We start from the raw sequence: 26,769 nt of genomic DNA on the forward strand, positions 1-26,769 counted from the left end.
CTTATCATTAACAACCTCTTTTCAGACACTTTCTAAAAGATAGGCTTGTTGCACTTCGGATAACAAATATTCTACGTGCAGACACTGAATCATACCATGCTCATCTACAATCATTTTACCCAAGTAAGGAGGCTTATCTATCTGAATATCTACATCCACTAAATCCACATCGGATTTTTGTAAAGTTTCTATGACTCTTTCGGCCATCAAACCCATAATTTGGGGTAAATTTTCATGTGTGGTATCTCTTCCCCAATGATTAACTAAAATAATGCGCGTACTTAAGTATTCACAGCACCTTTTACCACTCATTAACTGACTCAGATCAATTACGGGAATAATCCGCCCTCGGTAATTAAAAACACCAGCAAAATACTCAGGTGTATGGGGAAGGGTTGTCAGACTCACAAGGGGTATAACTTCTACAACCTGCTGACTAGCTATAGCATAGCGTTCATTATTAATTTGGAACAGTAGCATTAACATTAATCCATCTTACCCCCCGCAGCAAATATTGATACTTCTAAAATAAACTGTAATATTTCTAGTGAACATTGTAGGTTATTTTTACTCTCGCTGAGGTATCAATCTTGGAAGATGGTGAATTTTAGCACATTACCCTGGATGCTGAAAATTTACATATTCATAACTTTGTGTCATTATACCAACACAAATATGCTGGGCATTACAATAACTTATTGCTATCAATGGATGAATTAATATCAAAATCAATTAGAAAAACGTTGTAATAATGTAGAAAATTTTCCTGATCAAATTCAAAAGATTTGTTATAACCTAAAGAACCTAATAGAACTACTGGGTCTTTTAATAACGTAGCTGATGTTTGTACATTAATCCCTAAAGGATAGGATACCCCTACTGATAAGTAGTAGTGCAAAATAAATTGAACATTTTAAAAATCCCTAAACCAATCAATTTTGTAGGGGCAAACCCCCTGTGGTTGCCCCAAATACCGGGGTAGCAGCACGCAGACGTAAAACGAATGCTGTTATTTCAGAAATCCGGGCAAACCCCCTGTGGTTGCCCCAAATACCGGGGTAGGCACAGGGGCGCTACCCCTACTCAATGCCAACAGAAATCAAATATTAGTCCTATGTTTGAATAGAATAATTATGTTTTTGTATTTATCTAAAATCCTACCTCTATTTTTTTACCCTTTAGGATTGGCAAGTGTTAGTTTAATAGTGGCTTTGGTGACTTTGCGAAAACGTCCTCGGATTGCGACTATAGCTATTTCTATATCTTTAGCTGTTTTACTGCTTTCTAGTAATGCTTGGGTGGCAAAATACATGGTACGCAGCCTAGAATGGCAAAATATCCCAACTGCCCAAATCCCTAATGCAGAGGCTATTGTAGTCTTAGGGGGTGCAACTAAATCAGCAATTTGGCCACGTCCAACTGTGGATTTAAGTGAACCAGGCGATCGCGTAATTTATGCCGCTCAACTGTATTTTCAAAAAAAAGCCCCTATAATTATCCTTAGTGGTGGCCGGATTGATTGGCGTGGTAGTGGTTCTCCAGAGTCAGCAGATATGGCAACTATTCTCACATCTATTGGTGTTCCTGCTGAGGCACTTATCCAAGAACCTGATTCTCTAAATACTTATGAAAATGCTGTTAATGTCCGGAAAATTCTCGAAGAACGTCAGATTAAAAAAGTATTATTAATTACTTCTGCAATGCACACACCGCGATCGCTTAAAATTTTCCAACGTCAAGGTATTGATGTCATTCCCACACCCACTGATTTTATCGTCAGTCAAGCTGATCTTCAAGAACTTGTCAGCAGTCCGAAAGCCGCTATTCTCAATTTACTCCCTAATACTGATAATTTAAATCAATTCACAGGTGCTTTAAAAGAATATCTTGGTACTTTTATTTATTGGTTACGGGGATGGATTTAATAAATAATTGACAATGGACAATTGAAAATTGACAATTACAAATTACCTTATGAGTAAAGAATTACCATATATAGTCCCATCACCTCAATCTGAAGCGGAGGAAGTTTTTGGTGTTCATCAAACAGCCCAGGAATTTTACCAAGAAGTTAATACCCGTTCAGAATTTAAACAGCATTGTGAATGGTATCATACAACCGCAGCCCAAAACCGTCGAGATTTAGCGAAAATGCGCGGCGAACTTAATATTATGGCATGGTTTTGTCGCCGCTGATTGGTGATTTAGATGATCTCTAGTTCAAAATCGCGTAAATGCGCTTTAAATTTTTTACTAAACTGGACTAAAAAAGGAAAGTTAGCACTTACAGGTCTATCATGCCACTGAGTGACAATAGCGGCTATTTCCCCTTCTGTACCTTTGATGTCAAAAGCCTGACCGCGATGTTCAGGATGATGATAAACTACTACTGATTCTTTAACACGCACGCGATCGCCTACTTTCATAATATCTTATGTATCTAACTTTTGTTCTTCCACAACCATCTGGCTATTTGTGACTGAATTTGCTTTTAAACTATAGATGGCTAGTGCAAAATCCAGCATGATTTAATGCCAAACCCAATTTTACAACACATCGAGCGATTATTCCTTTCCTGGACAGAATTCTCGCATCTTTTGGGGAAGTTGCCGACAGACTTGTTGGAAAGATTGGGGATATAATTGCCACCAAGCCAATAAACCGAGAGTGGTACTTCCCAGCAACAAAACTAATAATCCTGCAAATAGTCCTAAACTCTTACCTTTGGTTGGTTTTATAGGTGCGGGAGTGGGTGCTTCCGTGAGACTTAAATCCAGGAGGGCTTGGGAACTTTCCGCTAAATCTTCTTCCCACGGTGTAGCGATAATTAAGGCTTCGGCATCGGGAACAGCTAAAGGTTGGGGAGGTATAATTTCGGCTGGAGGTGCAGGGACAATTGCCATTGAAGAGGGTTCGCTAACACGGCATAGAGTCAGCACTACAGATGTATTGTCTTGGCCGTTCTTCTCATTGGCCAGCTTAATCAACTCCTGGGTAGCAGCTTCCACCGATAAATCACCAGTTAGTACCGGAATTGCGTAATCTTGCCAAGATTGTTCTACTAAATTGCGATCGCTTAAACCATCGGAACACAACAACAAAATTCCATCTTCTTCTAGAATAAACCTTTGAATAGAAAAGTTGAGAAATTCGGCTTCTTTTGTGCCTAGTGCTTGGGTAAGAGCATTTGCCCCTAGTTTTTGTAGTGCAGGGCGATATAAACTCTTAGTTGCAGAAACTTCTCTTTTCACCATATCATCATCTACAGTCAGTAGTTGACAATAGTTACGAGTTATCCAATAAGCACGACTATCACCAATATGCGCTAAATAAAGTTCATGAGAATTTTCTGAATGTTCTCCAGAATATCTAACCACTCTTTGGGGTATCTGCAATGACATCACCAAAGTTGTGGCCATGCGTTCTTTACCCTGACGGTTTTGCTCATCATTGCGCGACCATACTACATTATTAACTACTCGCAAACAAGACTCTAGTTGTTGATATAATAAATCAGGCGTTAACAGTTCTGTTTGTTCTGCAATCTGAGCAAGTAAAGCCCGCATCTGTAACTTAAGAGACTGTAAAGCTAATTGACTAGCAACTTCACCACCTTCATGTCCACCAATACCATCACAAATAATTGATAAACGCGGTTGAACTTTATCATCTATATCTCTCGCATCGTTAGGATAACAAGCATCCTCATTGTGTTTAGTAATAGGTCCTGTATCGGTCGCCCCGGCTATAGTTAAAAATAAAGGTAAATCTGCGGCTGTTGTCAGTAATAATTCATTGAGTTGAGTATTAATGATTTCTAAATCAACTTCTGGTTGACACATTAACTCAACTATGCTTTGTAATTTTGGGGCAATGGTGGTTTTTGCAACTTTTACCCAAGGTTGCCAAGAATTACCTAAATCTTTTAAAGTCGGTTGTTCTGGAGTTTGATGCAATTCTAATAACCGAATACACCAACCTTGCACACATAAATTATCTGGCAAAAGTAAACTTTCGGCAACTCCCAATATTAACAAAGGTGTCCACAATTGGAGAATTTGCCATAACCAGTAAACCTGTCTGACTGGAGATGCTTGTTCCCAAGAGTCGGTAATAGTTGGGTAAATGCTGCCTGTTTCATCTATAGGGGCATTTTCCAGCAATAAAATATCAGCTTCTGCTTCTGCTAAAGAATTAGTAAATCCATAAGCTTGAGGAATATGCAAGTGTTCTGAATATAAACGCAAATAGGGAATTACTAGACTTGGTAATTCTGCGGGTATATCTGGTAATAGTGCCGGTTGGGTATCTAGCCAAATTTGCGGCTTGATTACCTCATATCTATCTGCTACCTTTGTCCCTGGAGGAATTTCTGCTGCTTGAGTACCAGTTGCCCACAGATAGCGGTAAATTAGGGGAGTTTGACAATAATCACAAATAGTATCTCCCACAGCATTAATTGGCTGATCACATTCTAAATTTGGACAATTAATGATCCGTTGGGTAGAAAGCATAATTAGGGTTTGTTAAAAAAGTTTTGGGTAAGAAATCCGGGGTAGGGGCGGGGTTTCCCCGCCCTTATAGAAATCAGAAGGTAGGGGCGGAGTTTCCCCGCCCTTATAGAAATCAGCAGTAGGGGCGGGGTTTCCCCGCCCTTATAGAAGTCAGGAGAAATAAAGAAAGAATAATAAAATTTAACCATTCAAGATGGGAAAACTATCAGACAATATTTACGTAAATAGGGTTAGTACCAATTTAATGTAAAATTACCCCAACTAAATATCGTAGAGTAGAGACGTTCCATAGAACATTCTTTACAAAGTTCGTGAATAAAGCTGTCAAGATTGTATGTCATGGGGATTATTTTTTCTGTAAATATCCGGTATCTGAGTGTATCTAAGTAAATCTATTGTCTAGGATGGCATTATGCCAAGTTCTACTTTAATTTGGCTATTAGCGGGATCGGTTCTGTGTTTAATGGAACTTTTGTTACCAACAGCTTTCGTAGAATTCATGCTGGGAATTAGTGCCTTTGTTGTGGCGCTACTATCTTACTTGGGTTTAGGGAATTTATGGTTGCAAGTTCTAATTTGGCTGTCGCTTGCGATTGTGCTAGTTGTTTTTTCCCGCAGACTTTTACAACCACAACGACGCAAGTCGAAAATTATTGATGCAGTGATAGGAGAAACTTTAACAGAAATTCCATTAGGACAAACAGGACGGGTACTATACGAGGGTAATTCTTGGCGGGCAAGATGTGATGATGATAACATCAGTGTACCACCGAATCAAAGAGTTTATGTGGTTGGAAGAGAAGGAACAACGTTGATTGTCATGCCGGAAAACGTATTGCATTCGTAGTTGTAAATTTACTCACTATTGAGGAGAGTTATCAAAATGTATCAATTTTTGTTATTACTAGGTTTTGCGTTTGGTGGTGGTACTGCTATATTCAAATCAGTAAAAGTGATTAATCAGGGTGATGAAGCTTTAGTACAGAGCTTGGGTCGTTATAAAGGAAAATTAGGTCCTGGCTTAAAATTTATTAATCCTTTTTTAGATAACATTGTTTACAAACAAACTATCAGAGAAAAGGTTTTAGATATTCCACCACAGCAATGTATTACTCGTGATAATGTTTCTATCAGTGTTGATGCGGTAGTCTATTGGCGCATTGTTGATTTGGAGAAAGCTTACTATAAAGTAGAAAATCTCCATGCGGCAATGGTGAATTTGGTATTGACACAAATTCGCTCAGAAATGGGACAATTGGAGTTAGATCAAACTTTTACTGCCCGCACTCAAATTAATGAAATATTGTTGAGAGAATTAGATATTTCTACTGATCCTTGGGGTGTGAAAGTTACAAGGGTAGAATTGAGAGATATCGTTCCTTCTAAGGCAGTGCAAGAATCTATGGAGATGCAAATGACTGCGGAGAGGCGGAAACGGGCATTAATTTTAACATCAGAAGGCGATCGCGAATCGGCCGTTAATAGTGCTAGAGGTAAGGCTGAAGCTCAAATTTTGGACTCTGAAGCCCGACAAAAAACGGTAATTATGCAGGCAGAAGCTGAACAAAAAGCGATTGTCTTAAAGGCGCAAGCAGAACGGCAACAACAGGTTTTAAAGGCGCAAGCGATCGCGGAATCAGCAGAAATTCTTGCTCAAAAAATGAAAACTAATCCTGATGCTCAAAAAGCAGTGGATGTGTTGTTAGCTTTGAGTTATCTGGATATGGGAGCAACTATTGGTAAAAGTGATAGTAGTAAGGTCATGTTTATGGACCCTCGTACTATTCCTGCCACTTTAGAAGGTATTCGTTCTATTGTCTCAGATGGTGATGGCGATTCCCAACCTCTATTTCCCAAAAGTTAGATAATTTCTATTTTCTTTCTTCCTCCTATCCAGATTAACGTTAGCGTAGCGTGCGTGAAACGCATACCGCAGAGGCGCAGAGGACACAGAGAAATAAGGGTTTGAGTGGTTTTTACGTTAGGTGTTTGAGTGTTTTTTATTTGGAAGTCCCTAAGGGCGAAGCATTCGGAAAATGAACTTGGGAAAAAACGATAATTTATCGCCCGAATGCTTCGCCCCTACTTAGATTGACATTGGTTACATAAGCCGAAAAACTCTAGGGTGTGATAAAAAACTTTAAATTGATGAGTGGTTTGTAATTGGATTTCTAGATCATGAACAGGACATTGATGAATAGGTATAGAAATACCGCATTGTAAGCACGTTAGGTGATGTTTATCTTGCTTGACTAGGGTATATAAGGCTTCACCATTTGCCAAAGTTCGCACCTGCACTAAACCTTCTAGTTTGAGGGCTTCTAAAGAACGGTAAACTGTTGCTAAACCCATACTTTGATTGCCGTTACGTAGTTCTATATACATATCCTGGGCGGAAATGCCTTGTTTAATATGGTTTAAGAGTTCTAAAATCCGCTCTTGACTGCGGGTACGTATGGATTTCATAAATATTGGTAAAGTTTGTATATGTGGTACTAATGTTGTCAGGATAATTCATGAATTACCCCCAGATTGCGTAAATCCTAATTATATTTTCACTCAGTTGGAGCATAAAAGTTATAGGATAGCGATCGCAGCTTTCAGCAACAGCCTAATGCAAAGGAAATATTTAGCTAAAATTTTCGTGACGCTTCGTCCTTCAGTCTTGGACCCTGCTGGTGTGGCTGTAAAATCTGGCCTCCAACAAATGGGATACGAGAATGTGGAACAGGTGAGAATTGGTAAGTACATTGAGTTAATCATTGTCGCACCTGATGAACCCAAAGCACTCAGAGACTTGAATCAAATATGTGACCAAATGTTAGCCAATCCGGTAATCGAAAATTATCGCTTTGATTTGATTGAGGTAGAATCACAAACTGGATCATTTTAACATTAGGTAATAGGTGATTGGTGATGGGTGATTGGTGATTGGTGATTGGTAATTGCCAATTGCCAATTGCCTTTTACCTCTCCTGTTCCCCAACAACTGACAACGGACGACTGACAACTGACAACTGACAACGGACGACTGACAACGGACAATTGACAAACAATGAAATTCGGTATTTTAGTTTTTCCAGGGTCTAATTGCGATCGCGATGTTGCTTATGTAACTAGAGACTTGCTAGGACAACCAACACGGATGATTTGGCATCAAGATACTGATATTAGTGATATTGATGTGGTAATTGTCCCTGGTGGCTTTAGTTACGGGGATTATTTGCGTTGTGGGGCGATCGCTCGCTTCTCTCCTGTGATGCAGCAAGTGATTGACCATGCACAAAATGGTAAATTTGTCCTCGGTATTTGTAATGGGTTTCAGGTATTAACTGAGGCTGGTTTATTACCTGGGGCATTGGCTAGAAATCAAGATTTGCACTTTATATGCGATCGCTCTCCCTTGAAAGTTGAGCGCAATAATTTACCTTGGACTCAAGGTTATGCTGAAGGGGAAGTTATCACTTTACCAATTGCTCACGGAGAGGGGCGATTCTACAGTGACGAATCCACTTTAGCAGAAATCGAAGCTAACGGACAAGTTCTATTTCGTTATCAAGAAAATCCCAACGGTTCACTCAACAACATTGCGGGGATTTGTAATCGTCAAGGCAATGTTTTGGGCATGATGCCACATCCAGAAAGAGCAGCAGATAAAGCGTTAGGTAATAGCGATGGTTTGCGCTTGTTTCAGGGTTTGTTGGGAAAGGTAGCGGCTTTGGTATAGTAACCCAAGTTGCGAGATATAGGTAATTGGTAATTGGTAATTGGTAATAAAAATCCAGTTCTCATCCTGTACATCCTTAAATCCTGGACATCCTGATTCTGACAATTTCTGTTTTCATCCTGTACATCCTTAAATCCTGGACATCCTGATTCTGACAATTTCTGTTCTCATCCTGTACATCCTTAAATCCTGGACATTATCTCGACTTCGCTCGATAACCACCTGATTCTGACAATTTCTCTAACTCGCAACTTATGTTAATACATTCCCGGCTTCTGAGCGGAGTCGGGTATTTTTATTCTGATTTTATCTTGACTTGTCAAGACGCAAAGCTTTATAATTAATTACTTGTAAATTTTAAACCCATTATTAAGGGTGCAAATGAATAAAATAACAATAAATCCAGACTTAGCCAATGTGGATTATACTGATTTATTAACCAAAATCTTATTAATTCTCAAACAAAAGCAAATATTTAACATTTCTAAAGACAATCAAAGGATACTAATTAATATTAATGAAATAGTCAATGAAGTTATTAAATTAAATCCATATAATCCTTTAGGAAACGAAAGATCGGTGCGTGCTGCTACCCTGAATTTTAGTTCTGGTTCTCAAGATTCATTTATTCAACAAATCAAAGAAATTACTACTTGTCTTCAGCAAGATTTAGCAACAGCTATTCAGAAAAATCCAGAAAATCAATCAATAGATAAAGTTGCATTTATTAAAAAATTCATGCCAGATTTGCAGACATTTAAAGGAGAAATTCTAAAAGATGAAAAAACTAAAACACCTATTTTAGATTTTACCTATCCCTTTCAAAATGCGAAAAACCTACAAAAGCAAAGATTAACAGTTAATAAAATCGAAAATAGTCAACAGAAACAACTACTAAAAGCACATAAAGTCAAAATTTCTGTAGATAAACCCCGTGATTTCCAAACAACCTTATTAACCGGAATTCATAACTGTTTTAATATAAAATTTGCTGATGTGACTTCTCAAGATAGAGAGGATTTAGAGGATATTATTGATAATTTAGCCAAAAATACTAACTCTGATATTTACATCTTACAAAATCTAGTTAACCAAGAAACATTAGGGAAAATCAAAAAATTAGCCAAGATTAAATATTTGGAATTTCTCCTAGATAACATTGACGAAAATGTTCAAGGTAGAATATATTTAGAAGACTTAATCAGAAGATTGAAATTATTAGAAAATTATATTAACGATAGTAATAAAGCAGATGGAGATTATCAAGTTAACTATGGGGGAATATCAATTAATTATCAAACTATATTTTCCCGCAGTGATGCTTATGATATGTTACCAATTATTCCCAACATCGAAGGTTATTTAGGAGAAACCGAAGATCCAAATCGAGAAAAAATAGAATTTACCTTTGGGTTAAAATTGAAATTTGATGGAAAAGTACAAGCTTATGGAGGTAAAACAGTTTTTGATTATCATCTCAATCTTTTAGATCCTGATAGTAAAGAACATCAAGCCCAAATTGCAAATGATTCCAAAAACTTCACCTTTGTGAATAAAATCTTGAAAATTGCATTTTTATATTATTTCATATTTGCATCTCGTCAAAATCCTCAAGCAGAAAATTATCATCCCCCAAGTGAGTTAGAATATAATCCTATTGAAAAATTTGAAAAAGATGTACTACCAATATTAAGAGGTAGTGATGATGAAGCGAAAAGGAAACTATTTAGAAGTTGGATAGGGGGTTTTAGTAAATTAAACGTAAGAGAAAAAATCAAAACCCTCAAAACAGTTTTAATAAATTTGATTAAACGTGAAACTCCATTTCCTAGTAGACACTATCCTGTACATATTTCCGTCAAAAACAGTATTTTAGAAAATGACATTGATACTATTAACGAAAGAGAAACAATATTTCAAGATGCGTTGCGAAGAAACTTTAAAGACTGTTTGAAATATATCAACTTAGGAAACGCAACCACACAGAAAAACTTACTTATCACTCTTCCCGCAAACATAAGTATTAGTGAAATTCATTTTTTAGAAACAGAAGATAAAGAAACATTTGATATGGAATATGATATTCCCCAAGGTATTGGAGTTTTACCAGTCATATTTTTAGCAATGGAAGATAAAAGATGTAGTGAATTTTATAATAAAAACTTACAACATCGTAATTTGCTAATTTTTCCCCATCGTTCCGAAAATGACAAACTAGAACCCCAGCAAGAAATTATTTATAAGATAGCATATAGCTTACTAGCGTATATTTGTCTTCACGCTATTTTAGAAAAACAAATAAAACCATTTATTCCTCTTTTAAGAATACATCTCAAAGAAAAAACTGATGACTCACAAATAGAAAAATTTATAGTTTCCTTAACTAAAGTATTATCCCATCTACTTAATGATGGATATCGCAGTAATGAACAGGGAATAGTTATTACTAACAAGGTAACACATAAAGTTCCTAATGTTCTCAGTTCTTTGTATTCCGTTATTCCCAAAAAATTCAACTTATCCGCAACTGATAAATTTGCATTTCAGGAACTTGACAAACTTGCAATTATCGTAGTTTCTAGTCGAGAATGTGATAGTAAATGGACAACAAAAGCGAAAAAGTCCAATCTGATGGGAGAAATTATTACCCTACAGATGAAACCGAAAAGTGCAAGATTTCAACTTTTTAAAACCTTCTCAGAGAACTTTGAAGATCATGAGGAAATGTTTGAATATCCTACCGTAGTAGTGGAAAATGTAGACAAACTATATAAACAAGGATACAGACATTTTATTTACATAGCGAAAGTTCCCTATAGCAGCACATTACATATTACCCAAGTGACAAAAAATGAAGAACTATTTTTTATGTCACAAAATGTCATTACCGCATTAAAAAAAGAAAGACATGATATCAAAATTTATCCCATGTTCTTTGAAAAATACTACGCAGTTAAAATACCAGGGAAGACTACATCAACATCATTATATATTCAAGATACCCTAGAACTTACGAATTTAGCAGAAGATAATAACAAACAATCTGTGATCTTTTTTAACTTATTCAATGGAATGCAAGTTGCAAAGGATGTAAATTATAATGGAGTCATGTCTTATGCGACATTATTGAACATTTATGAGGGGATTTTAGATGATGAAGATATCAGAAAAGGGTTAATTTATAATGATAGTCAACTAAAGAATGAAATTCTCCAATGTTTAACCTTATTTCATTTTTCTCGCTATGAAAAATCTAGAGATATTCAATTAAAATTAGATCCTTATCAAAATTTAATTGGAGATGAATCCGTTAGTCAACTTGCATTATTTCCCCATAATCAAAATAGAGGAAATTTCAATTCTCTAGCATTTTTAACCCATATTAAAGGTATACTTAATAAAAGAGATGAGAAAGCCACATTCACCTGATCAAACTTATCTAGGGATTACTATTTTCTGGGTGTTGCTTCACCGAATTTAATCACAAAAGCGATCGCTACACTCACCATCAAAATCAACGTCATACTCAAAGCTGAACCAAAACCCCAATTTTGAGTAGCACCAAGAAACTGATTATAAACTAACCTTGCTGCTGTCATACTAGAAGCACCACCAAGTAATTCTGGATCAATAAAATCCCCCAATCCAGTAATAAAAACTAGCAGTGAACCAGCCCCAATTCCTGGTAGAACTTGAGGTACAGTCACTTTCCAAAAAGTTTGCATTGGATTTGCACCCAAATCAGCAGCAGCTTCTAATAACTGTTGATCTAACTTTTCTAAAGAAGCATATAAAATTAACACCATATAGGGTAACAAACTATAACTCATCCCAATTAATACCGCTGGATAACTATTCAAAATATCCAAAGCAGGTAAACCGATGCTGGTTAATAAACTATTTAATAATCCAGTCGGACGTAAAATTGTCACCCATGCGTAAGAACGCAATAAAGAAGAAGTCCATAACGGTAAAACAAACCCTAATAGTAACAAATTTTGCCAACGAGGTGACACCATTTGAGCAATCCAATAGGCTACTGGAAAGCCTAAAATTAAAGTAATAACGGTAGTACCAAATGCTAAAAAAAGTGAGTTGAATATGACTTTTAAATAAAGCGGTTCAAAAATGCGAATATAGTTATCAAAACCACTAGGATTTACTAGATCACCTGGTCGAATATTCGGAACTAAACTTAATAACAATATTATTAATGTTGGCAAAACTAACAAAATCAATAACCAAATGCCAGATGGTGCTAGTAATCCTAAGGGAGATAGCCAATTTACCCAAGTAGGTGGTAATTTTTCTGTTTTCTGAATATCGCTGGAAGATGCCATTTTTTTAAGTTAATAATTGAGTCCAATAGCGGTCATAAACTTCTTCAAATTCTCCTACAGGAATCAGACGTTCACACTTATTTAAAAGTGATTCCGGAGGAAATAAATTAGTATTTTCTTGAATTGCCTTTGGTAACAGTTCAAATCCAGCGCGATTAGGAGTAGAAATAAATAATCTTTCACAAATTTGGGCAGCTATATCTGGTTGTAAAATCAAATTAATCCAGGCATAAGCACCATCAATATTAGGATTAGATTTAGGAATGACAATAGTATCAGTCCATAATGAAGAACCACTGCGAGGAATAACAAATTTGAGTTTGGGGTTCTCTTTGGTAATTTTGACGGCATCAGCAGAATAACACATAGCGATCGCTAGATCCCCAGCCAGGATCTTATTTTGCCAAGCATCAGTATCAAAAGCAGCGATCGCAGGTTTGAGTGATTTTAATTTTTCATAAGCTTGTTTAACTTCATTTTCGTTTTTTGAATTATAGGAATAGCCCAACATCCGTAAAGCTGCCCCCATTACCTCCCGCACATCATTAAGTAATGTGATCCGTTTACTTAGTTTCGCTTGATTTTGCCAAAGATATTCCCAATCTTCCGGTGCATTTGGCAGTTGTTCTGAGTTGTATAATAAACCCGTTGTTCCCCAATTAAAGGGAATGCTATAACGGTTATTAGGATCATAAATAGGATTCTTAAATTGTGGAAATAAATTATCTAAGCCAATTAGTTTGTTATGATCTATTTCTATCAATAAACCCTTTTCTACCATTTTCTGTACCATATAGTCAGAAGGGTAAATAATGCTGTAAGTACCACCACCTCCAGCTTGTAACTTAGCCAACATAACATCATTGGATTCGTATACATCAGCTATGACTTTCATCCCCGTTTGGGTAGTAAAAGTAGTTAGTAATTCTTTATCTGTATATTGTGTCCAAGTATAAACATAGAGTTGATCGCGTTGATTTGAGCTAATATAGTTTGAACTTACATTAGCTAGTCGCCAGCCACAACTACCTAAAGATAAGGTAGAAAATACTGCCATTTTTTGGAGAAATTTACGTCTGTTAGTCATCTAAAGAAATTGATAATTGATAACTGATAATTGATAATGGTCAATTATCAACTTGGCTAATAGCTAAACAGTCAGCTTTTTCCCACCAAGCATAAATGGGCGTATGCCGATCTGGTAAGCTACCATAACTATTAGGTTGTAAAACATTGATATTAATACCGTTGATTAATTCCACCACATAATTAACATGAGTACCTAAATACATGACATTAATTAGCCGTCCTTCAAAACAGTTTGTAGGTATATTAGGTGGATAAAGAGAAAGTTGAATTTTTTCAGGACGGACACTGACGATAACACTTTGGGACATTTCCATGGGTGTTTGTTGACTACGATTAACAATTATGGTTAATCCAGTTTTAGTGGAAATCTTGATACATTCTGCATCTATTTCCGCAATTTCACCACTAAATAGATTGGTATCACCAATAAAATCAGCCACAAAAGCCGTCTGGGGGCGTTCGTAAATTTCGCTAGGAGTACCGATTTGTTCTATTTTGCCTTGATTCATTACCGCAATCCGATCAGATAAAGATAGTGCTTCTTCCTGATCGTGTGTCACCATAACAAAAGTTAACCCTAAATCCTTGTGAAGATTGGATAATTCAACTTGCATCTCTTTACGAAGTTTCAAATCTAATGCCCCCAGGGGTTCATCTAAGAGGATGACTGCGGGACGATTAACCAAAGCCCTCGCTAAAGCTACCCGTTGTTGTTGTCCACCTGATAATTGACTGGGAACGCGCGATCGCAAACTTTCCATTTTTACGAGCTTTAAAGCTTCTGTGACACGACTAGAAATTTCTGATTTAGATATTTTTTTTAATCGCAGTCCAAAAGCAATGTTTTCCCACACATTCAAGTGATTAAACAAAGCATAACTTTGAAATACAGTATTCACAGGTCGCTGATGAGGAGGAATATCGGTCATTAACTGACCTTGAATTAGCAACTTACCAGCGTCAACCCTCTCAAACCCAGCAATTAAGCGGAGTGTCGTTGTCTTTCCACAACCAGAAGGACCTAAAATGCTAAAGAACTCTCCCTGTCTAACATCCAAATCCACTCCATGTACTGCGGGTTCTTGGTTGAAAAACTTGAACACATTACGCAATTCAACATCAAGTGGCTGTAATGTTTTTAAACCTTTTTGATTCTGTACCACAGTTTGAGCCATAATCTTTAGTAGAATGCCCTGATATTAATTGTCAGTTGTCAGTTGTCACTAGTTACTTATTAACTGTTCCCTGTTCATCCCAAAATTTCTTTTGGTCTTATGGCTATCTTACCACCATTACTTAGTAGTCAAAAAAATACACGCACAGTTGGACGTGGTGTCCAATCTACATTTGTAATTTTATTCACATTATTAATGTTATCTGGAATCAGCGCTCGGTTAGTCTATTTGCAAATATTAGAAGGCAAAAACCACCGCATACGCGCAGAATCCAACCGAGTTCGGATTATTCCCAAACAACCAGAAAGGGGTAATATTTTTGACAGGAATGGCAAACTGTTAGCCAGCACTCGTTATCCTCGATCTGTGTATTTGTGGCCAATGGCACATGAAAATCCCTCATGGTCAATTGTTGGTCCACGGTTATCAAAAATTTTGGACATCCCTCAAGAAGAAATCGAAAAAATACTTAAACAATCTACTGTCAATCCTTCTTCGCTGATTCGCATTGCTCGTAACTTAAATGAAGCACAGGTCACAGCATTAAGAGAGTACGAAAGTGAACTGCCAGGAGTAGAAATCAACACTGAAGCTGTCCGTTATTATACTCACGGCAGAGAATTGGCTCATATACTAGGATATACTCGTGAACTTACGGCTGAACAGTTAGAAGAAAAGAAAACTGAAGGCTACCGATTGGGAGATGTCACTGGTCAAATGGGAGTAGAGAAAGCTTATGAGAAAGTATTAAGAGGCGAATGGGGAGGTCAGCAAATAGAAGTAGATGGCAGCGGTAGACCTTTACGAGTATTAGGAACTAAGCAAGCAAAATCTGGTAATGATCTGCGCTTGACCATAGATTTAAATATACAAATAGCAGCAGAAAAAGCTTTAGGTAATCGGAATGGGGCAATAGTCGCAATTGACCCCAAAAATGGCGCTGTTTTAGCCATGGTTTCTCATCCTACCTTTGATCCCAATATCTTTTCTAAACAAAAACTTTCCCAAAAAGATTGGGAAACCGTCCAAGGTTCTCGACATCCTTTAGTAAATCGTGCTATCAGTGCCTTTCCTCCAGCAAGTACCTTTAAAATTGTGACGACAACGGCTGCACTAGAATCAGGTAAATTTTCTCCTGACACAGTATTGCAAACCTATGGTTCTTTAACAATTGGTGGAACTAGGTTTGGTGAGTGGAATCATATGGGTTTTGGACCTTTGGGTTTTGTAGGCGCTATGCAGTGGAGTAGCGATACTTTCTTTTATCAAATTGCTAAAAGAGTTGGTGGACCAACATTGATTGAATGGACTCGTAAATATGGATTTGGTCGAAAAACTGGTTTTGACTTTACTACAGAAGAAGCTAAAGGTTTAGTTCCCGATGATAATTGGAAGCGGAAAGCATGGAAGATACCTTGGAGTGTAGGTGACACAGTGAATATGTCTATTGGGCAGGGGGCTTTACAAACAACTCCTTTACAAGTCGCTGTCATGTTCGCTGTGCCTGCCAATAGTGGTTATCTGGTACAACCACATTTACTTAAAGATAATGAAGAAGCAAAAAGCTGGAGAGAATCATTAAATCTCAAACCCATAACCATTAAAATTTTGCGTGATGGTTTGCGGAAGGTAATTACTGAAGGTACAGGTAAGGTATTAAATGTCCCCTCTCTTCCTCCTATAGCTGGTAAAAGTGGTACTGCTGAAGCTTGGAGGGGAAGAGTTAAAGAAAATCATGCTTGGTTTGGGGCTTATGCACCGGCTGATAAACCAGAAATTTTAGTGGTGGCTTTTGCTGAACATTCCGGTGGTGGTGGTGGTAGTGTTGCTGCACCCATGATTTTAGAAATAATGCAAAAGCATTTTTCTCGAAAGTAGGTAATTGGGGTAATGGGTGATGGGTAATGGGTAATTGGTAATTGGTAATTGGTAATTGGTAATTGGTAATCCTGAATTCGTAAATTATTCGGATTCATCTACTATCGGTTTTTGAGCAGTGTGTCTCACAAAAAGAATCTGAACATTATCATCAACAATTGTAAAAATAATCCGATAGGCGGTTCTTTCTTGACCATATATAAGTTGTCGCAGTTCTTGTTCAAAAAACTCATTTTCAAATGCTAGAGAACAGCGATAAGGCATTTTTTCTAGGGATAATATAGATTTATATAATCCCTCTATCCATGTTCTATCCTTATAGGGAGAAATATTACTAAACCAGAAATAAGCTTCTTCTATAGCTTTTTGTGCTTCTGGTTGGATGACAATTTGATATTTATCATTCATTGGGAATTGTCTAATTTATTAAACAATTCATTAAAAAAATCATCGGCTTTTTTGCCTTCACCTCGCTGCATTATAAAGAGGTTTGATGCGGTCTGCGGTTTTAAATTCAATCACACAGGGAATATTGCAATAATTCGCCACACAATCAACTCTCCCTGCATAACCAAGATAGTAGTGAAAAAGATTTGCTTCAATTAATCGGATATTATGAATATTTTCCAGTATTGGTAATTTTTAAAGTATTCATAATACGTTGTTTTTAGGGTGATGATTCGAGCTTATGAAGTTTGGAAAAAAGTTTCAATAGAAGTTCGGGGAAGATAAATTCTAGTTAAGTTCACCGAATTTACCCTTGCTCATTAAGCTCAAATTGATTACGGTAAGAATGAAGTTCAGTAAATCACTTGTTTACCAATGAATCAAAACCGTAAGCCTCGTAGTGTTCAAGCCACTTTAGAAGGAAGACAGAAACTTCAAGAGAGTAAGGCTAATAAACGAAATCAAAAAGGCAAACCTTGGACTTTTCCGAATATTGCTGACGCAACAGGACTAGATGAAAAAACTATCAAACGCTTTTTTTATGGGAAGCCAGTTGATGAAAATACTGCTATTGCGATTGTTCAAGTTTTGGATTTACAATCAGCAGACATCATTGATTTAAATGAGTTGTATCCATCACTAGAAACTACCGTACAAGAACAAAACGAAATTGACTGGCTAAAAATTTGCCACACAAAACTAGAAGACCAGCAAAAACAGATCAGAAAAAATGCTTCTGAAATGGGATTTGAGTTAGATTTTCCACCTGTCCCACTGGGTTTAGTAGAACGCAAACACCAGCAAAGACGAGATAAGAATGTTGATAGAAGAGAGGTTTATCGGTTAGAAAAGGAAGTCATTGCTAAAATTTACGAACATAATGATTTTCTGGAACAGGTAATAAATCAAAATTCTACTGGAAAAAACAAGCATATTGCTATAGTTGGAGAACCGGGAGCAGGTAAAACCACTTTATTAAGTGCTGTTGGTTCATATATAAAAAATAAAACTTCAAATTTACCCATTTTTATATCTCTTGGTAGTTTGGAAGAGATGACATTAGAGGAATATCTACTAAAAAAATGGCTACCTGATGCAATAAAATTGTTTAATCCTGATTTAAATACTACTTCAGAAATAGAGAAACAACTAAATACACGCTTTTATAAAGGTGGTGTTTGGTTGCTGTTGGATGGTGTTGATGAAATAGGAGAATCTTCACCAGGAGAAACATTAAGTAAAATTTCTCAAGCATTGACAGACTGGTTAGGAAAAGCGCGAGTAGTTTTAACTTGTAGGTTAAATGTTTGGGATGCAAGTATTACTAATAATGACTTACCTGGTTTTGATACCTATAAAACCCAGGAATTTAAACCTGAACAAGTTGATAATTTTATTGAAGAATGGTTTAAATGTGATAATAAAATTCAGGAAGGAGAGGAACTAAAGACCAAATTACGAGAACCAGGAAAAGAGCGTATTTGTGAATTAGTTACCAATCCTTTGAGGTTATGTTTATTGTGTCAGATTTTTTATAACAATAAGCATGGTAATTTACCAGAAACTAAAGCAGAACTTTATAGTTTATACACGCAGAATTTTTATGCTTGGAAACGTGAGTTAGTACCTCAAAATTTAAACTATACTTTAAAACAAGAATTACATCGAGGGTTAGGTAGATTAGCTTTAGCAGGAATTAACAGTGATGCTAGATTTCGACTAAATGAAAGTTTAGCAGTTCAAGAAATGGGTCAAGATTTATTTGACCTAGCTTGTAATGTAGGTTGGTTAAATCAGGTAGATAGAGATGCAAATAGTAATGAAGCTGTTTATGCTTTTTTTCATGCTAATTTTCAGGAATATTTTGCAGCTTTGGTAATTGATGATTGGCGTGATTTTTTAAATCATGTTTCTGATAATCCAAATACAGGAACATACCGATTTTTTGAAGATAAATGGAAGGAGGTAATTATTTTGTGGATGGAACGCATGAAAACAGATGCTTTGAAATTTAATAAAAACCTGGATTTTGTAAATTATGTAGACAATTTTCAAGATAATTGTGGGGGTTTTTATGAACAGAAAGCACGTAAGATAATTGATAATATCATAGACTCGTTAACAAAGAATAGTACAGAAATAGATATTAAACAATTCATGCGTGAATACTTAGCTAGTTCACGAGATAAAGGAGCTAATGCTTCGACTGATAGCTTAAATTTAGAACAGATATCAGAGCAGAATTTTGATATTGAGCAAACAACTATATTACCAAAATCTGATATTTTTTCTGGTAAAGAACTAGATCACTTAATCGAATTGCTAAATGACACAGATGTAAACAAACAGAGAATGGCAGCAGAAAAGATCGCTAAAGATTTTATTCACATCAATAACAACACTAAACAACCTCATGAATCCATATCTCATATTGAAGATATTATTCAGGTATTATTGAAGGGGATCGAAAGTGGAAATTATCACAGAAAATATGAAATCATTAGTACCTTATTTGATGTTGGATATAGTGAGATATTTTCACGACTGCTACATAGTCAGGATATAGATATATGTTTGTGTGCAGCCATCAAATTGGGTGAGTTTAAACCTAGAGATAAAAATTCCATTGAAACGATAATTGATGTAATGGAAAGTATATGTAGCGAACATGAATATGAGGATGATCCTGACTACTACTATGACAATGAGAATATTTTTCCCAAAATTGTCTGGGCTGTTGAGAAACTGAGAAATATACAAAATTATGATTATTCTCTATTAGTTAGCAAGGCTATCACAAATATAAAGACTAATCCAAATTGGTATATTCGTATTGAGTTACTGAAAATGTTACAGGAAATAGGTGTTGATAGTTCTGAGTTTAGACAGTTACTCAATCACTTAATAAAATCTGATGATAATACCTTAATACGTGCAAAATCAGCTTATATCTTTGGTAAGATTGAGCCTGGTAATGAAATAGTAATTAATACATTGGAAAAATTGCTTAGTGAGATGCTCAATGGAATATCTATTGGGCAACATAACAGCTTAGAAGCAGAGATAGCTAAAGAGTTGTTAGAACTAGATTTTAATAATAGCACTGCTCTAAAAGTTTTAATAGACTTGATTTGTGTTTCCGCAAATATTTTCGCAAATAGTTTCTATCCCTTAGAGTGTCTTTTGGAGGCTTTAGAATATAATATAGATAAATTACTCCAATTATCTAGTAATAATATCCTCATAAAAGTTGACGAATCTAGACAACATTTTTGGTTTTTATATACACGTTCGTTACCAGACAATGATCAAGAAATAATTGTCAGATATATCTTTTACTCTAAACGTATATATAACCACATATTGCATAAAGATGCCAATCTTTATATACCCTTGATTAAGGAAATATTTGAAGGTAATTTTAATATTTGTTGTCAACAGTTTCCTAGATGGTTTCAAGAACATGAACAATGGCAAGAAACTCTATCGCAATGGAGTGATAACGCAGGTAAGGAATGGAATAAAAATAAAAAATTACAAGGAGAGGAAGTTTTAGACTCTAGTTCTTTTACTCGAACATATGAGTACCAAAAATTTATCATAGATAATCGTCCATCCAGTTCAATTGCTTATGAAATTTGTAGACAATTCCTTGATTGCTACGCCCAAAATATGACATATCCTGAATTTTACCACGCTTGGCATGGTGAATCATCCCCAATTCAAACCCTAGAAAACCAATTTACAGATACTCATTCTCACCTTTCCAAACTCCAACCCACAGAAAAAACATATCCCCTTACCCTCAACCTAAAAATCCTCCAAAATGAAACAGATATCATAGAAATATCTCAAGAAATTTGCAACCAAATTTACTTTACAGCTTGTTCCGAAAATACAGACATTCCCGCAGTTAACAACGCACCTCAACTAAAAAGTAAAATTCCCCAAATTAAAAAACATCTGCAAACCGAAAATATCGCTTTAATTATCAACAACTGCGAACCAAATCAGACAATGATCACATTCTGCAATAAACTAACAGATGTCTTACACATTGCCTTTATCACAGAACAACCATTAGACGCACCATTGAAAGGTTTTCCACAAAATCAACCAAACTTACTCAGTGCAATTCAAAGCTGGATTAATGAAATGGGGTGAAAAACTAAAAATATTCTCTGATATTCAGATTAAATTGTCCTAAATTCATAAATTTCTAAAGGCAAATTATCAGGATCTTTAAAGAAAGTAAATTTTTTACCTGTAATTTCATCAACTCTGATATTTTCAACTTCGATATGATGAGAGTTTAAGTAATTTACACTGTCTTCAATTTCCTCAACTACAAAAGCCAAATGTCTTAAACCACAGGCTTCAGGATAACCAACTCTTGCGGGAGGGTTAGGAAAAGAAAAAAGTTCAATTTGGGTATTTCCTACTTTTAAATCTAATTTATAAGAATTTCTCTCAGTCCGAAATGTCTCATGAATAATCTCAAATCCTAAAACTTCAACATAGAAATGTTTGGATTTTTGGTAATTAGAACAAATAATCGCAACATGATGAACACCGGAAATTTTCATAAAAACTATCCTCAGCGATTAGAAATCGCGGCTACACAGACAAAACCCACACTTCGGCAAGCTCCGTGACCGCCTGCGTGGGTTATAACACATTAATTTTCTGTTAGTCCGCCTACGCGGACTTGATTTGTGTAGTAGCGATTTCTAATCGCCGCATACTATTCTTTCAAAACTGTCTTTGATGCCATTCTAGTTTTTTTACGATCGCTCTCTGTTAGTTCTTCACCAGCTTGCAAGCGAGTAGCAGAAACTTGTAACACTGTGGCTGCATTGGTGTCACCGATTTGTAAAGCGGTGTTAGCAGCTGTTTGTAACATTGTGACTGCACCAGTGCGATCGCCTAATTCTAATTTTGCCTCGGCTAATTGAGTTTGACGATATTTAGCTAATAGCAAAATAGACTGTAGCACCTGGGAATTAAGAGCAGGTTCATAAGTCTTCGTGAAATTAGCATATATTGGCACTAATGGAGAAAATAACCCCTGTTTATTCAGAGATGGATCATCATAGCGAATTTGGATATGGCCAATGACTTGTTTCCCTTCTGGTAATTGTCCCAAATAAATATTCGCTAAAACTACCCGTTCTGAATTTTTCATTAAGTCCCCTAACCGCACTACCAAAGTCCCATTTGCATCTGTTTCTACTGGTAATTCAATGGTATCGGGGGCAACTTGGGCAACGGGTTTGAGTTCTGCTAGACGCACACCAGGAACTAAGGAGAGGAGTAAGTGGGCATTTGTTAATCCCACCGACTGCACCCGTCGAAACAGCCTCGCAAATTGAGTGACGGCTTGTTGGGGATTCTCAATATAAGCTAGAGTCCCACCACCGACATCAGCAATTTTTTCCAATAAATCCTGATTCCAATCATTACCAAAACCAAGAGTGTTAATGGTGAGGTTCAGTTTGGCGGCTTTTTTGGCAAGTTGCAAACAACGTTTATTGTCATTGGGTCCAATTTGCCATTTCCAAATCTTTAAACCATTATCCCCATGTCCATCTGTGAGGAGGAAAGCTTGGGAAACAGCCCCTTTTGTGCCTTTGAGTAGTTCTGTAATTCCCAAAGATAAACCTTCAGCAATCACAGTCCCGCCAGCAGCCTTGAGCTTGGCTTTTAGCTGGGTTTTGATGGTTTCGATATCTTGGACGATTTGATTGGGGATGATGACCCCAGAAGTCCCCGCAAAGGCGACCACAGAGACGCGATCGCCTACCTTTAACTGATCTAATAATTGCTCGACTGCTTGAACCACAATATTCATCGGTTCTCCCGACATAGAACCACTTTGATCAAGAATCAAGCAGAGATTCAAGGGCAAAGTTTGTTCAAATTCAGCAGCCAGAGCGGAAATAGAAATTGAGAGTTGACGTTGATTACTCTGTTGGGTAGCATCAACGTTAGTATCATTTAGAGCCGATGTTAGTTGAACTTTCATTGAGGAGCAGCATCTTGCAACACAGTTTTCGAGACAATTCTGGTCTTTTTGCGATCGCTTTCCGATAACTCTTCCCCAGCCTGTAAGCGAGTAGCAGATACTTGTAACACCGTCGCCGCATTCGCATCTCCCATTTGCAAAGCAGTTTTAGCCGCCGTTTGTAACATCGTCGCTGCACCAGCCCGATCACCTTGCTGTAATTTCGTTTCTGCTAATTGAGTTTGACGATACTTGGCTAAAGCTAAAACCCATTGTTGTACCTGGGGATTTGGCGATGGTTGGTAGTCCCTGGTGGCTTGGGCGTAAATTGGTAGATTGGGAGAGTATAGCCCGATTTGGTTATGGGCAGGATCATCGTAGCGAACTTGCAGATTAGCGATCGCCTGTTTACCTTCTGGCAACTGTCCCAAATAAATATTAACTAAAACTACCCGTTCTCCGTCTTTCATTAAATCGCCCAATCTGACCCCAAATCGGCCATCACTTTCCGTTTGTACTGGTAACTCAATCGTATCTGGTGAGACTTGAGCGATCGGTTTGAGTTCAGCCAAACGCACATTTGGCAACAGTGATATTAACAGATAAGCGTTAGTCAATCCCACTGTTTGCATCCGACTAAACAACCGTCCAAACTCAGCTACAGCCTGATCTGGGTGTTGAATATAAGACAACGTTCCCATCCCAGCATCAGCGATTTTTTCTAAAACTTTATCATTCCAATTGTCACCAAATCCCAATGTATTCAGAGTTAAATTATAGCTGGCGGCTAATTGGGCGAATTTCAAACAGCGATCGTTATCACCATGTTCATTTTCCCCATCAGTGAGTAAAAATGCTTGAGAAACGGTATCATGTTTACCTTTAGCTAATTCCTCAATTCCCAAGCGTAAACCCTCATCAATAGCCGTTCCCCCATCAGCTTCTAGCCGCTTAATTTGCTTTTTAATATTTTCTCGATCTGTAATTAACTGATTTGGAACTAAAACCTTAGCCCGGTGATCAAAAACGACAACACTGAGACGATCTTCAGAACTGAGACGATCTACCAACAAACAAGCCGCATTTTTCACAGTTTCCAGGGATTTCCCCGTCATTGAACCGCTATGATCAAGAATTAAGCATAAGTTCAATGGCACAGTCCGATCTATAGTTTCACCACTAGCAGAAACCGAAATTGCTAATTGACGTTGAGTGCTGGCTTGATTTACATCCACACCTGCATCATTTAAGGCTACTTGTAAATTAACTTTCATAATTTCAATTTCCTATCTAGTTCACACATAATTTTATATATAACTTCACATGACATCCTCTACACTACGGAAAATAAGTTAATTTAGGAGTCACAGGCTGAGAATTACTCGAATAAAAGCCTTAATTTTCCCTAAAACAGCACCTGAAATGTGAGCAAATAAACATGAAACTTGATATATTTTAATTATTCAAAAAGTAACTTTTTAGGGTTTCTTCTAAACTAAAAGGAGATTCTTTAGGAAAGAAATTTAATTTAATTCCTGTTTCTTCAGATGCTTTTAAACGAGCTTTTTCATAACAATCTGCAAATATTTCTATAAGTAGAGGTTGCAAACTAGGACTATCTTCTAATAATAATTCAATACAAATACGTTGCTCTGTAATCGTACTGCGCCAGCTTTCACTACGTTTTTCAGGTTGATATTGCCATTTTAGTAAGTGCATTAATAGCACAATTAAACGGCTCTTTAACTCCCGTTTTTCACTTTTTCCCATGCTTTCAATTTCTTCTATCAGATTTGCTAAATCAATTTCTGCAATTTTTCCTGCTTTTAATTGTTTAGATATGGTTTCTATCCACAGATAAAAATCTTGCTCGTAAAGATTATTATTGGTAATGACTGTTGGTTGATGTGTTGTCATAATGATTTCTAACCTCCTGCAATAATCCTATCATTAAATCATTCTATTGCGTCTCTTTCTTCATATTCACCTTGAGGATATTTACTAATTGGGTCATCGGCTAAACAGCCATAAGTCCTTTTAATAAAATCATGCCCTTCTAAATCTTTGAGTTCTTGATTTTTGTCAATTTTGATTGTTTGATTAACAGCTTTAAATGTTACTGTTTCTTCTAATTCTGTTTCTGACATCTCCAGAGGGATATCTAAATGAAGCATCCCATCTTTACCTACGTAGGAACGAATTTTGATACTTTGCATATTTTTACTATCTGCTATTTTATTTAAGATATCAAATCATCAGCCTTTTCCCAAATCCTTGCATAAATATTACATGGAGCGTTTATGTAAAACTGTATTAAGTAACTACCCATATATAGTAATCCGGTTTGATTATTGAAAATATACGTAGGGTGTGTTAGCGACAGCGTAACGCACCATTTTCAAGGGTTTGGTGCGTTACGGATTTCATCCTAACGCACCCTACAATACCTAATCCTGTTCAAAATTCAAATAGTAATCCTATATAACCTCACTCTCCTAAATCCCCATAAAAATCTTCATCTAATAACTGTTCTAGAGTAAAAGGAAAATCAAGAGCATATTCTGTTTCATCTGGTTTTCTGACTCCCAATTTAGCATTTTTGCTTTCTTTAATTGCCAATTTCCGAGCATCAGCATAAGCAATAGAAATAACTTCATGGAGATAATTTTTAAAAGAAGGATTTTCTTCTAAATCTTTTTTAACTCGAAACCGATGTTCAGTAACAGAACTGTACCAACTTCCTTTCATCATTTCGGGAGCATCAGCTTGAACCGTCAATTTGAGTAAGTGAGCAATTAAGATAGTTAAATTACTCAAAAATAACCGTTTTTCTGATTTCCCCATATCTTCTAATTCTAAAAGCAAATGTTCCCAATCAATATCATTAAAATCTTGTTGTTTGATTTTTTTAATGATAGTTTCTCGCCAAACATTAAAATCTTGTTCATAGAGTTGATTGTTCATAATCTTCCTGAAAAAGTTCTTAAGTAATTGGACAAAAATATTTACAGTCATTGCGAGCGAAGCGAAGCAATCGCAAGGGTTGGCATTGCTTCATTCTACTTCGTTGCATATAGCTAACGCCTCCCGTCAGAGATACGCAATGACATTGTGTAATTAATTCTGTCTCACTACTTATTTTAATTTAGTTTAAAAATATTTGCCTCTATTACAAAAAGCCAAACTTAACAAAATTCTGCTAAAACCAGGAATAATGCCTAATTAGTATAAAATCTAATAGGATAAACTCTTACTGACGCGATTATGCCGCCAGACTACTCCGGTAAAAATCTCCGAGGACACTCTTTTAAAGGTAAAGACCTGACAGGAGCTAACTTTAGCAAAGCTGATATTAGAGGGGCAAATTTTACCAACGCCATTCTTAAAGGTGCTGATTTTAGTGGTGCTAAGGCTGGACTACAACGACGTTGGGTAATTGGTTTGCTCATAGGCGTGTTGCTAATGTCAGCACTATCAGGGGTTTTCTCAATCTTCATTGGCGTATTTGTAGCATTTATTTTTGATACCAACAACTCTGAAAACTTTATTGCTGGAATAGTTTCCCTGGTTATTGTGACAGTCTTTTGTATTGTCA

Annotated in this window: 25 protein-coding genes; 10 read left to right on the forward strand and 15 right to left on the reverse strand. The window is 36.5% G+C overall.

The genetic code is table 11. The features are described 5' to 3' along the window. Positions 1–21: 21 nt before the first annotated feature. Positions 22–480: a chemotaxis protein CheW gene (locus FJR38_RS01675; RefSeq protein WP_254449311.1), complete on the reverse strand. Its 459-nt coding sequence runs from the start codon at positions 478–480 to the stop codon at positions 22–24. Positions 481–1,133: 653 nt separating this feature from the next. Between FJR38_RS01675 and FJR38_RS01680 the strand changes: the two genes are divergently transcribed. Together FJR38_RS01680 and FJR38_RS01685 are read left to right on the forward strand one after the other, a co-directional pair. Next, on the forward strand, positions 1,134–1,925 hold the full coding sequence (locus FJR38_RS01680; RefSeq protein ID WP_168535032.1) for a YdcF family protein: 792 nt from the start codon (positions 1,134–1,136) through the stop codon (positions 1,923–1,925). Between the two features lie 49 nt (positions 1,926–1,974). Then, positions 1,975–2,196: a hypothetical protein gene (locus FJR38_RS01685; protein ID WP_168535034.1), complete on the forward strand. Its 222-nt coding sequence runs from the start codon at positions 1,975–1,977 to the stop codon at positions 2,194–2,196. 8 nt (positions 2,197–2,204) lie between these two features. On the opposite strand, the gene FJR38_RS01690 is transcribed toward FJR38_RS01685, so the two are convergent. Beyond that, the gene (locus tag FJR38_RS01690; RefSeq protein WP_168535035.1) at positions 2,205–2,426 is read right to left on the reverse strand and encodes a ferredoxin-thioredoxin reductase variable chain; all 222 of its coding nucleotides are present in this window, start codon (positions 2,424–2,426) and stop codon (positions 2,205–2,207) included. 138 nt (positions 2,427–2,564) lie between these two features. Continuing rightward, positions 2,565–4,514 carry a protein phosphatase 2C domain-containing protein gene (locus FJR38_RS01695; protein WP_168535036.1) on the reverse strand — a complete coding sequence of 650 codons (1,950 nt, stop codon included), beginning with the start codon at positions 4,512–4,514 and terminating at the stop codon, positions 2,565–2,567. Between the two features lie 412 nt (positions 4,515–4,926). Between FJR38_RS01695 and FJR38_RS01700 the strand changes: the two genes are divergently transcribed. Continuing rightward, positions 4,927–5,361 (forward strand): NfeD family protein, encoded by a 435-nt coding sequence (locus FJR38_RS01700; RefSeq protein ID WP_168499141.1) that lies wholly within the window; start codon positions 4,927–4,929, stop codon positions 5,359–5,361. 36 nt (positions 5,362–5,397) lie between these two features. Next, the gene (locus tag FJR38_RS01705; RefSeq protein ID WP_168535037.1) at positions 5,398–6,378 is read left to right on the forward strand and encodes an SPFH domain-containing protein; all 981 of its coding nucleotides are present in this window, start codon (positions 5,398–5,400) and stop codon (positions 6,376–6,378) included. Between the two features lie 218 nt (positions 6,379–6,596). Here FJR38_RS01705 and FJR38_RS01710 read toward each other — a convergent pair whose 3' ends face one another. Then, the gene (locus tag FJR38_RS01710; protein ID WP_168535039.1) at positions 6,597–6,980 is read right to left on the reverse strand and encodes a Fur family transcriptional regulator; all 384 of its coding nucleotides are present in this window, start codon (positions 6,978–6,980) and stop codon (positions 6,597–6,599) included. 148 nt (positions 6,981–7,128) lie between these two features. On the opposite strand from FJR38_RS01710, the gene purS reads away from it, so the two are divergent. Continuing rightward, on the forward strand, positions 7,129–7,407 hold the full coding sequence (purS, locus tag FJR38_RS01715; protein ID WP_168499165.1) for a phosphoribosylformylglycinamidine synthase subunit PurS: 279 nt from the start codon (positions 7,129–7,131) through the stop codon (positions 7,405–7,407). A gap of 2 nt (positions 7,408–7,409) precedes the next feature. On the opposite strand, the gene FJR38_RS01720 is transcribed toward purS, so the two are convergent. After that, positions 7,410–7,559 (reverse strand): hypothetical protein, encoded by a 150-nt coding sequence (locus tag FJR38_RS01720; RefSeq protein ID WP_168535041.1) that lies wholly within the window; start codon positions 7,557–7,559, stop codon positions 7,410–7,412. 10 nt (positions 7,560–7,569) lie between these two features. Between FJR38_RS01720 and purQ the strand changes: the two genes are divergently transcribed. Both purQ and FJR38_RS01730 read left to right on the forward strand, forming a co-directional pair. After that, positions 7,570–8,241: a phosphoribosylformylglycinamidine synthase subunit PurQ gene (gene purQ / locus FJR38_RS01725; RefSeq protein ID WP_168499135.1), complete on the forward strand. Its 672-nt coding sequence runs from the start codon at positions 7,570–7,572 to the stop codon at positions 8,239–8,241. A 381-nt stretch (positions 8,242–8,622) separates the two neighbouring features. After that, a complete protein-coding gene (locus tag FJR38_RS01730) occupies positions 8,623–11,670 on the forward strand; it encodes a hypothetical protein (RefSeq protein ID WP_168535042.1) in 3,048 nt (1,015 codons plus the stop codon). Positions 11,671–11,690: 20 nt separating this feature from the next. Here FJR38_RS01730 and FJR38_RS01735 read toward each other — a convergent pair whose 3' ends face one another. Genes FJR38_RS01735 through FJR38_RS01745 form a run of 3 tightly spaced genes read right to left on the reverse strand, consistent with a single transcriptional unit; the run spans position 11,691 to position 14,845 of the window. Beyond that, positions 11,691–12,581: an ABC transporter permease gene (locus tag FJR38_RS01735; protein ID WP_168535043.1), complete on the reverse strand. Its 891-nt coding sequence runs from the start codon at positions 12,579–12,581 to the stop codon at positions 11,691–11,693. Between the two features lie 4 nt (positions 12,582–12,585). Then, positions 12,586–13,668 carry a spermidine/putrescine ABC transporter substrate-binding protein gene (locus FJR38_RS01740; protein WP_168535044.1) on the reverse strand — a complete coding sequence of 361 codons (1,083 nt, stop codon included), beginning with the start codon at positions 13,666–13,668 and terminating at the stop codon, positions 12,586–12,588. A gap of 40 nt (positions 13,669–13,708) precedes the next feature. Next, positions 13,709–14,845 carry an ABC transporter ATP-binding protein gene (locus tag FJR38_RS01745; protein ID WP_168535046.1) on the reverse strand — a complete coding sequence of 379 codons (1,137 nt, stop codon included), beginning with the start codon at positions 14,843–14,845 and terminating at the stop codon, positions 13,709–13,711. A gap of 99 nt (positions 14,846–14,944) precedes the next feature. Between FJR38_RS01745 and mrdA the strand changes: the two genes are divergently transcribed. Beyond that, on the forward strand, positions 14,945–16,723 hold the full coding sequence (gene mrdA, locus FJR38_RS01750; RefSeq protein ID WP_168535048.1) for a penicillin-binding protein 2: 1,779 nt from the start codon (positions 14,945–14,947) through the stop codon (positions 16,721–16,723). An 84-nt stretch (positions 16,724–16,807) separates the two neighbouring features. On the opposite strand, the gene FJR38_RS01755 is transcribed toward mrdA, so the two are convergent. After that, complete coding sequence (locus FJR38_RS01755) at positions 16,808–17,131, reverse strand: type II toxin-antitoxin system RelE/ParE family toxin (protein WP_168535050.1); 324 nt, start codon at positions 17,129–17,131, stop codon at positions 16,808–16,810. 414 nt (positions 17,132–17,545) lie between these two features. On the opposite strand from FJR38_RS01755, the gene FJR38_RS01760 reads away from it, so the two are divergent. After that, positions 17,546–21,334 carry an NACHT domain-containing NTPase gene (locus tag FJR38_RS01760; protein WP_168535583.1) on the forward strand — a complete coding sequence of 1,263 codons (3,789 nt, stop codon included), beginning with the start codon at positions 17,546–17,548 and terminating at the stop codon, positions 21,332–21,334. 29 nt (positions 21,335–21,363) lie between these two features. On the opposite strand, the gene FJR38_RS01765 is transcribed toward FJR38_RS01760, so the two are convergent. From FJR38_RS01765 to FJR38_RS01790, 6 genes are all read right to left on the reverse strand, one after another. Beyond that, positions 21,364–21,756, reverse strand: a complete 393-nt coding sequence (locus FJR38_RS01765; protein ID WP_168535052.1) for a VOC family protein — start codon at positions 21,754–21,756, stop codon at positions 21,364–21,366. Positions 21,757–21,914: 158 nt separating this feature from the next. Then, entirely contained in the window at positions 21,915–23,195 is a 1,281-nt protein-coding gene (locus FJR38_RS01770; protein ID WP_168535054.1) for a VWA domain-containing protein, read from the reverse strand. After that, positions 23,192–24,448 (reverse strand): VWA domain-containing protein, encoded by a 1,257-nt coding sequence (locus FJR38_RS01775; RefSeq protein ID WP_168535056.1) that lies wholly within the window; start codon positions 24,446–24,448, stop codon positions 23,192–23,194. The genes FJR38_RS01770 and FJR38_RS01775 overlap by 4 nt, the downstream gene beginning before the upstream one ends. Before the next feature lie 181 nt (positions 24,449–24,629). Further along, positions 24,630–25,091: a DUF29 domain-containing protein gene (locus FJR38_RS01780; protein WP_168535058.1), complete on the reverse strand. Its 462-nt coding sequence runs from the start codon at positions 25,089–25,091 to the stop codon at positions 24,630–24,632. A gap of 38 nt (positions 25,092–25,129) precedes the next feature. After that, positions 25,130–25,390 (reverse strand): hypothetical protein, encoded by a 261-nt coding sequence (locus FJR38_RS01785; protein WP_168535060.1) that lies wholly within the window; start codon positions 25,388–25,390, stop codon positions 25,130–25,132. A 271-nt stretch (positions 25,391–25,661) separates the two neighbouring features. Beyond that, on the reverse strand, positions 25,662–26,138 hold the full coding sequence (locus FJR38_RS01790) for a DUF29 domain-containing protein (protein WP_168494917.1): 477 nt from the start codon (positions 26,136–26,138) through the stop codon (positions 25,662–25,664). Between the two features lie 300 nt (positions 26,139–26,438). On the opposite strand from FJR38_RS01790, the gene FJR38_RS28000 reads away from it, so the two are divergent. After that, a partial coding sequence (locus FJR38_RS28000; protein ID WP_254449312.1) for a pentapeptide repeat-containing protein occupies positions 26,439–26,769 on the forward strand: 331 nt, incomplete at its 3' end.

The organism is Anabaena sp. UHCC 0253 (assembly GCF_009712085.1).
Classification (GTDB): Bacteria; Cyanobacteriota; Cyanobacteriia; order Cyanobacteriales; family Nostocaceae; genus Dolichospermum.

Bases quoted from the DNA above. Each gene is read 5' to 3' on its own strand.
- purS (WP_168499165.1), top strand. From the start codon at position 7,129: ATGCAAAGGAAATATTTAGCTAAAATTTTCGTGACGCTTCGTCCTTCA.
- FJR38_RS01730 (WP_168535042.1), top strand. From the start codon at position 8,623: ATGAATAAAATAACAATAAATCCAGACTTAGCCAATGTGGATTATACT.
- FJR38_RS01770 (WP_168535054.1), bottom strand. From the start codon at position 23,195: ATGAAAGTTCAACTAACATCGGCTCTAAATGATACTAACGTTGATGCT.
- FJR38_RS01755 (WP_168535050.1), bottom strand. From the start codon at position 17,131: ATGAATGATAAATATCAAATTGTCATCCAACCAGAAGCACAAAAAGCT.
- FJR38_RS01690 (WP_168535035.1), bottom strand. From the start codon at position 2,426: ATGAAAGTAGGCGATCGCGTGCGTGTTAAAGAATCAGTAGTAGTTTAT.
- FJR38_RS01740 (WP_168535044.1), bottom strand. From the start codon at position 13,668: ATGACTAACAGACGTAAATTTCTCCAAAAAATGGCAGTATTTTCTACC.
- FJR38_RS01760 (WP_168535583.1), top strand. From the start codon at position 17,546: ATGAATCAAAACCGTAAGCCTCGTAGTGTTCAAGCCACTTTAGAAGGA.
- FJR38_RS01685 (WP_168535034.1), top strand. From the start codon at position 1,975: ATGAGTAAAGAATTACCATATATAGTCCCATCACCTCAATCTGAAGCG.
- FJR38_RS01675 (WP_254449311.1), bottom strand. From the start codon at position 480: ATGCTACTGTTCCAAATTAATAATGAACGCTATGCTATAGCTAGTCAG.
- FJR38_RS01765 (WP_168535052.1), bottom strand. From the start codon at position 21,756: ATGAAAATTTCCGGTGTTCATCATGTTGCGATTATTTGTTCTAATTAC.
- FJR38_RS01680 (WP_168535032.1), top strand. From the start codon at position 1,134: ATGTTTTTGTATTTATCTAAAATCCTACCTCTATTTTTTTACCCTTTA.
- FJR38_RS01705 (WP_168535037.1), top strand. From the start codon at position 5,398: ATGTATCAATTTTTGTTATTACTAGGTTTTGCGTTTGGTGGTGGTACT.
- FJR38_RS01700 (WP_168499141.1), top strand. From the start codon at position 4,927: ATGCCAAGTTCTACTTTAATTTGGCTATTAGCGGGATCGGTTCTGTGT.
- FJR38_RS01790 (WP_168494917.1), bottom strand. From the start codon at position 26,138: ATGAACAATCAACTCTATGAACAAGATTTTAATGTTTGGCGAGAAACT.
- FJR38_RS01695 (WP_168535036.1), bottom strand. From the start codon at position 4,514: ATGCTTTCTACCCAACGGATCATTAATTGTCCAAATTTAGAATGTGAT.
- FJR38_RS01780 (WP_168535058.1), bottom strand. From the start codon at position 25,091: ATGACAACACATCAACCAACAGTCATTACCAATAATAATCTTTACGAG.
- mrdA (WP_168535048.1), top strand. From the start codon at position 14,945: ATGGCTATCTTACCACCATTACTTAGTAGTCAAAAAAATACACGCACA.
- FJR38_RS01735 (WP_168535043.1), bottom strand. From the start codon at position 12,581: ATGGCATCTTCCAGCGATATTCAGAAAACAGAAAAATTACCACCTACT.
- FJR38_RS01785 (WP_168535060.1), bottom strand. From the start codon at position 25,390: ATGCAAAGTATCAAAATTCGTTCCTACGTAGGTAAAGATGGGATGCTT.
- purQ (WP_168499135.1), top strand. From the start codon at position 7,570: ATGAAATTCGGTATTTTAGTTTTTCCAGGGTCTAATTGCGATCGCGAT.
- FJR38_RS01710 (WP_168535039.1), bottom strand. From the start codon at position 6,980: ATGAAATCCATACGTACCCGCAGTCAAGAGCGGATTTTAGAACTCTTA.
- FJR38_RS01745 (WP_168535046.1), bottom strand. From the start codon at position 14,845: ATGGCTCAAACTGTGGTACAGAATCAAAAAGGTTTAAAAACATTACAG.
- FJR38_RS01775 (WP_168535056.1), bottom strand. From the start codon at position 24,448: ATGAAAGTTAATTTACAAGTAGCCTTAAATGATGCAGGTGTGGATGTA.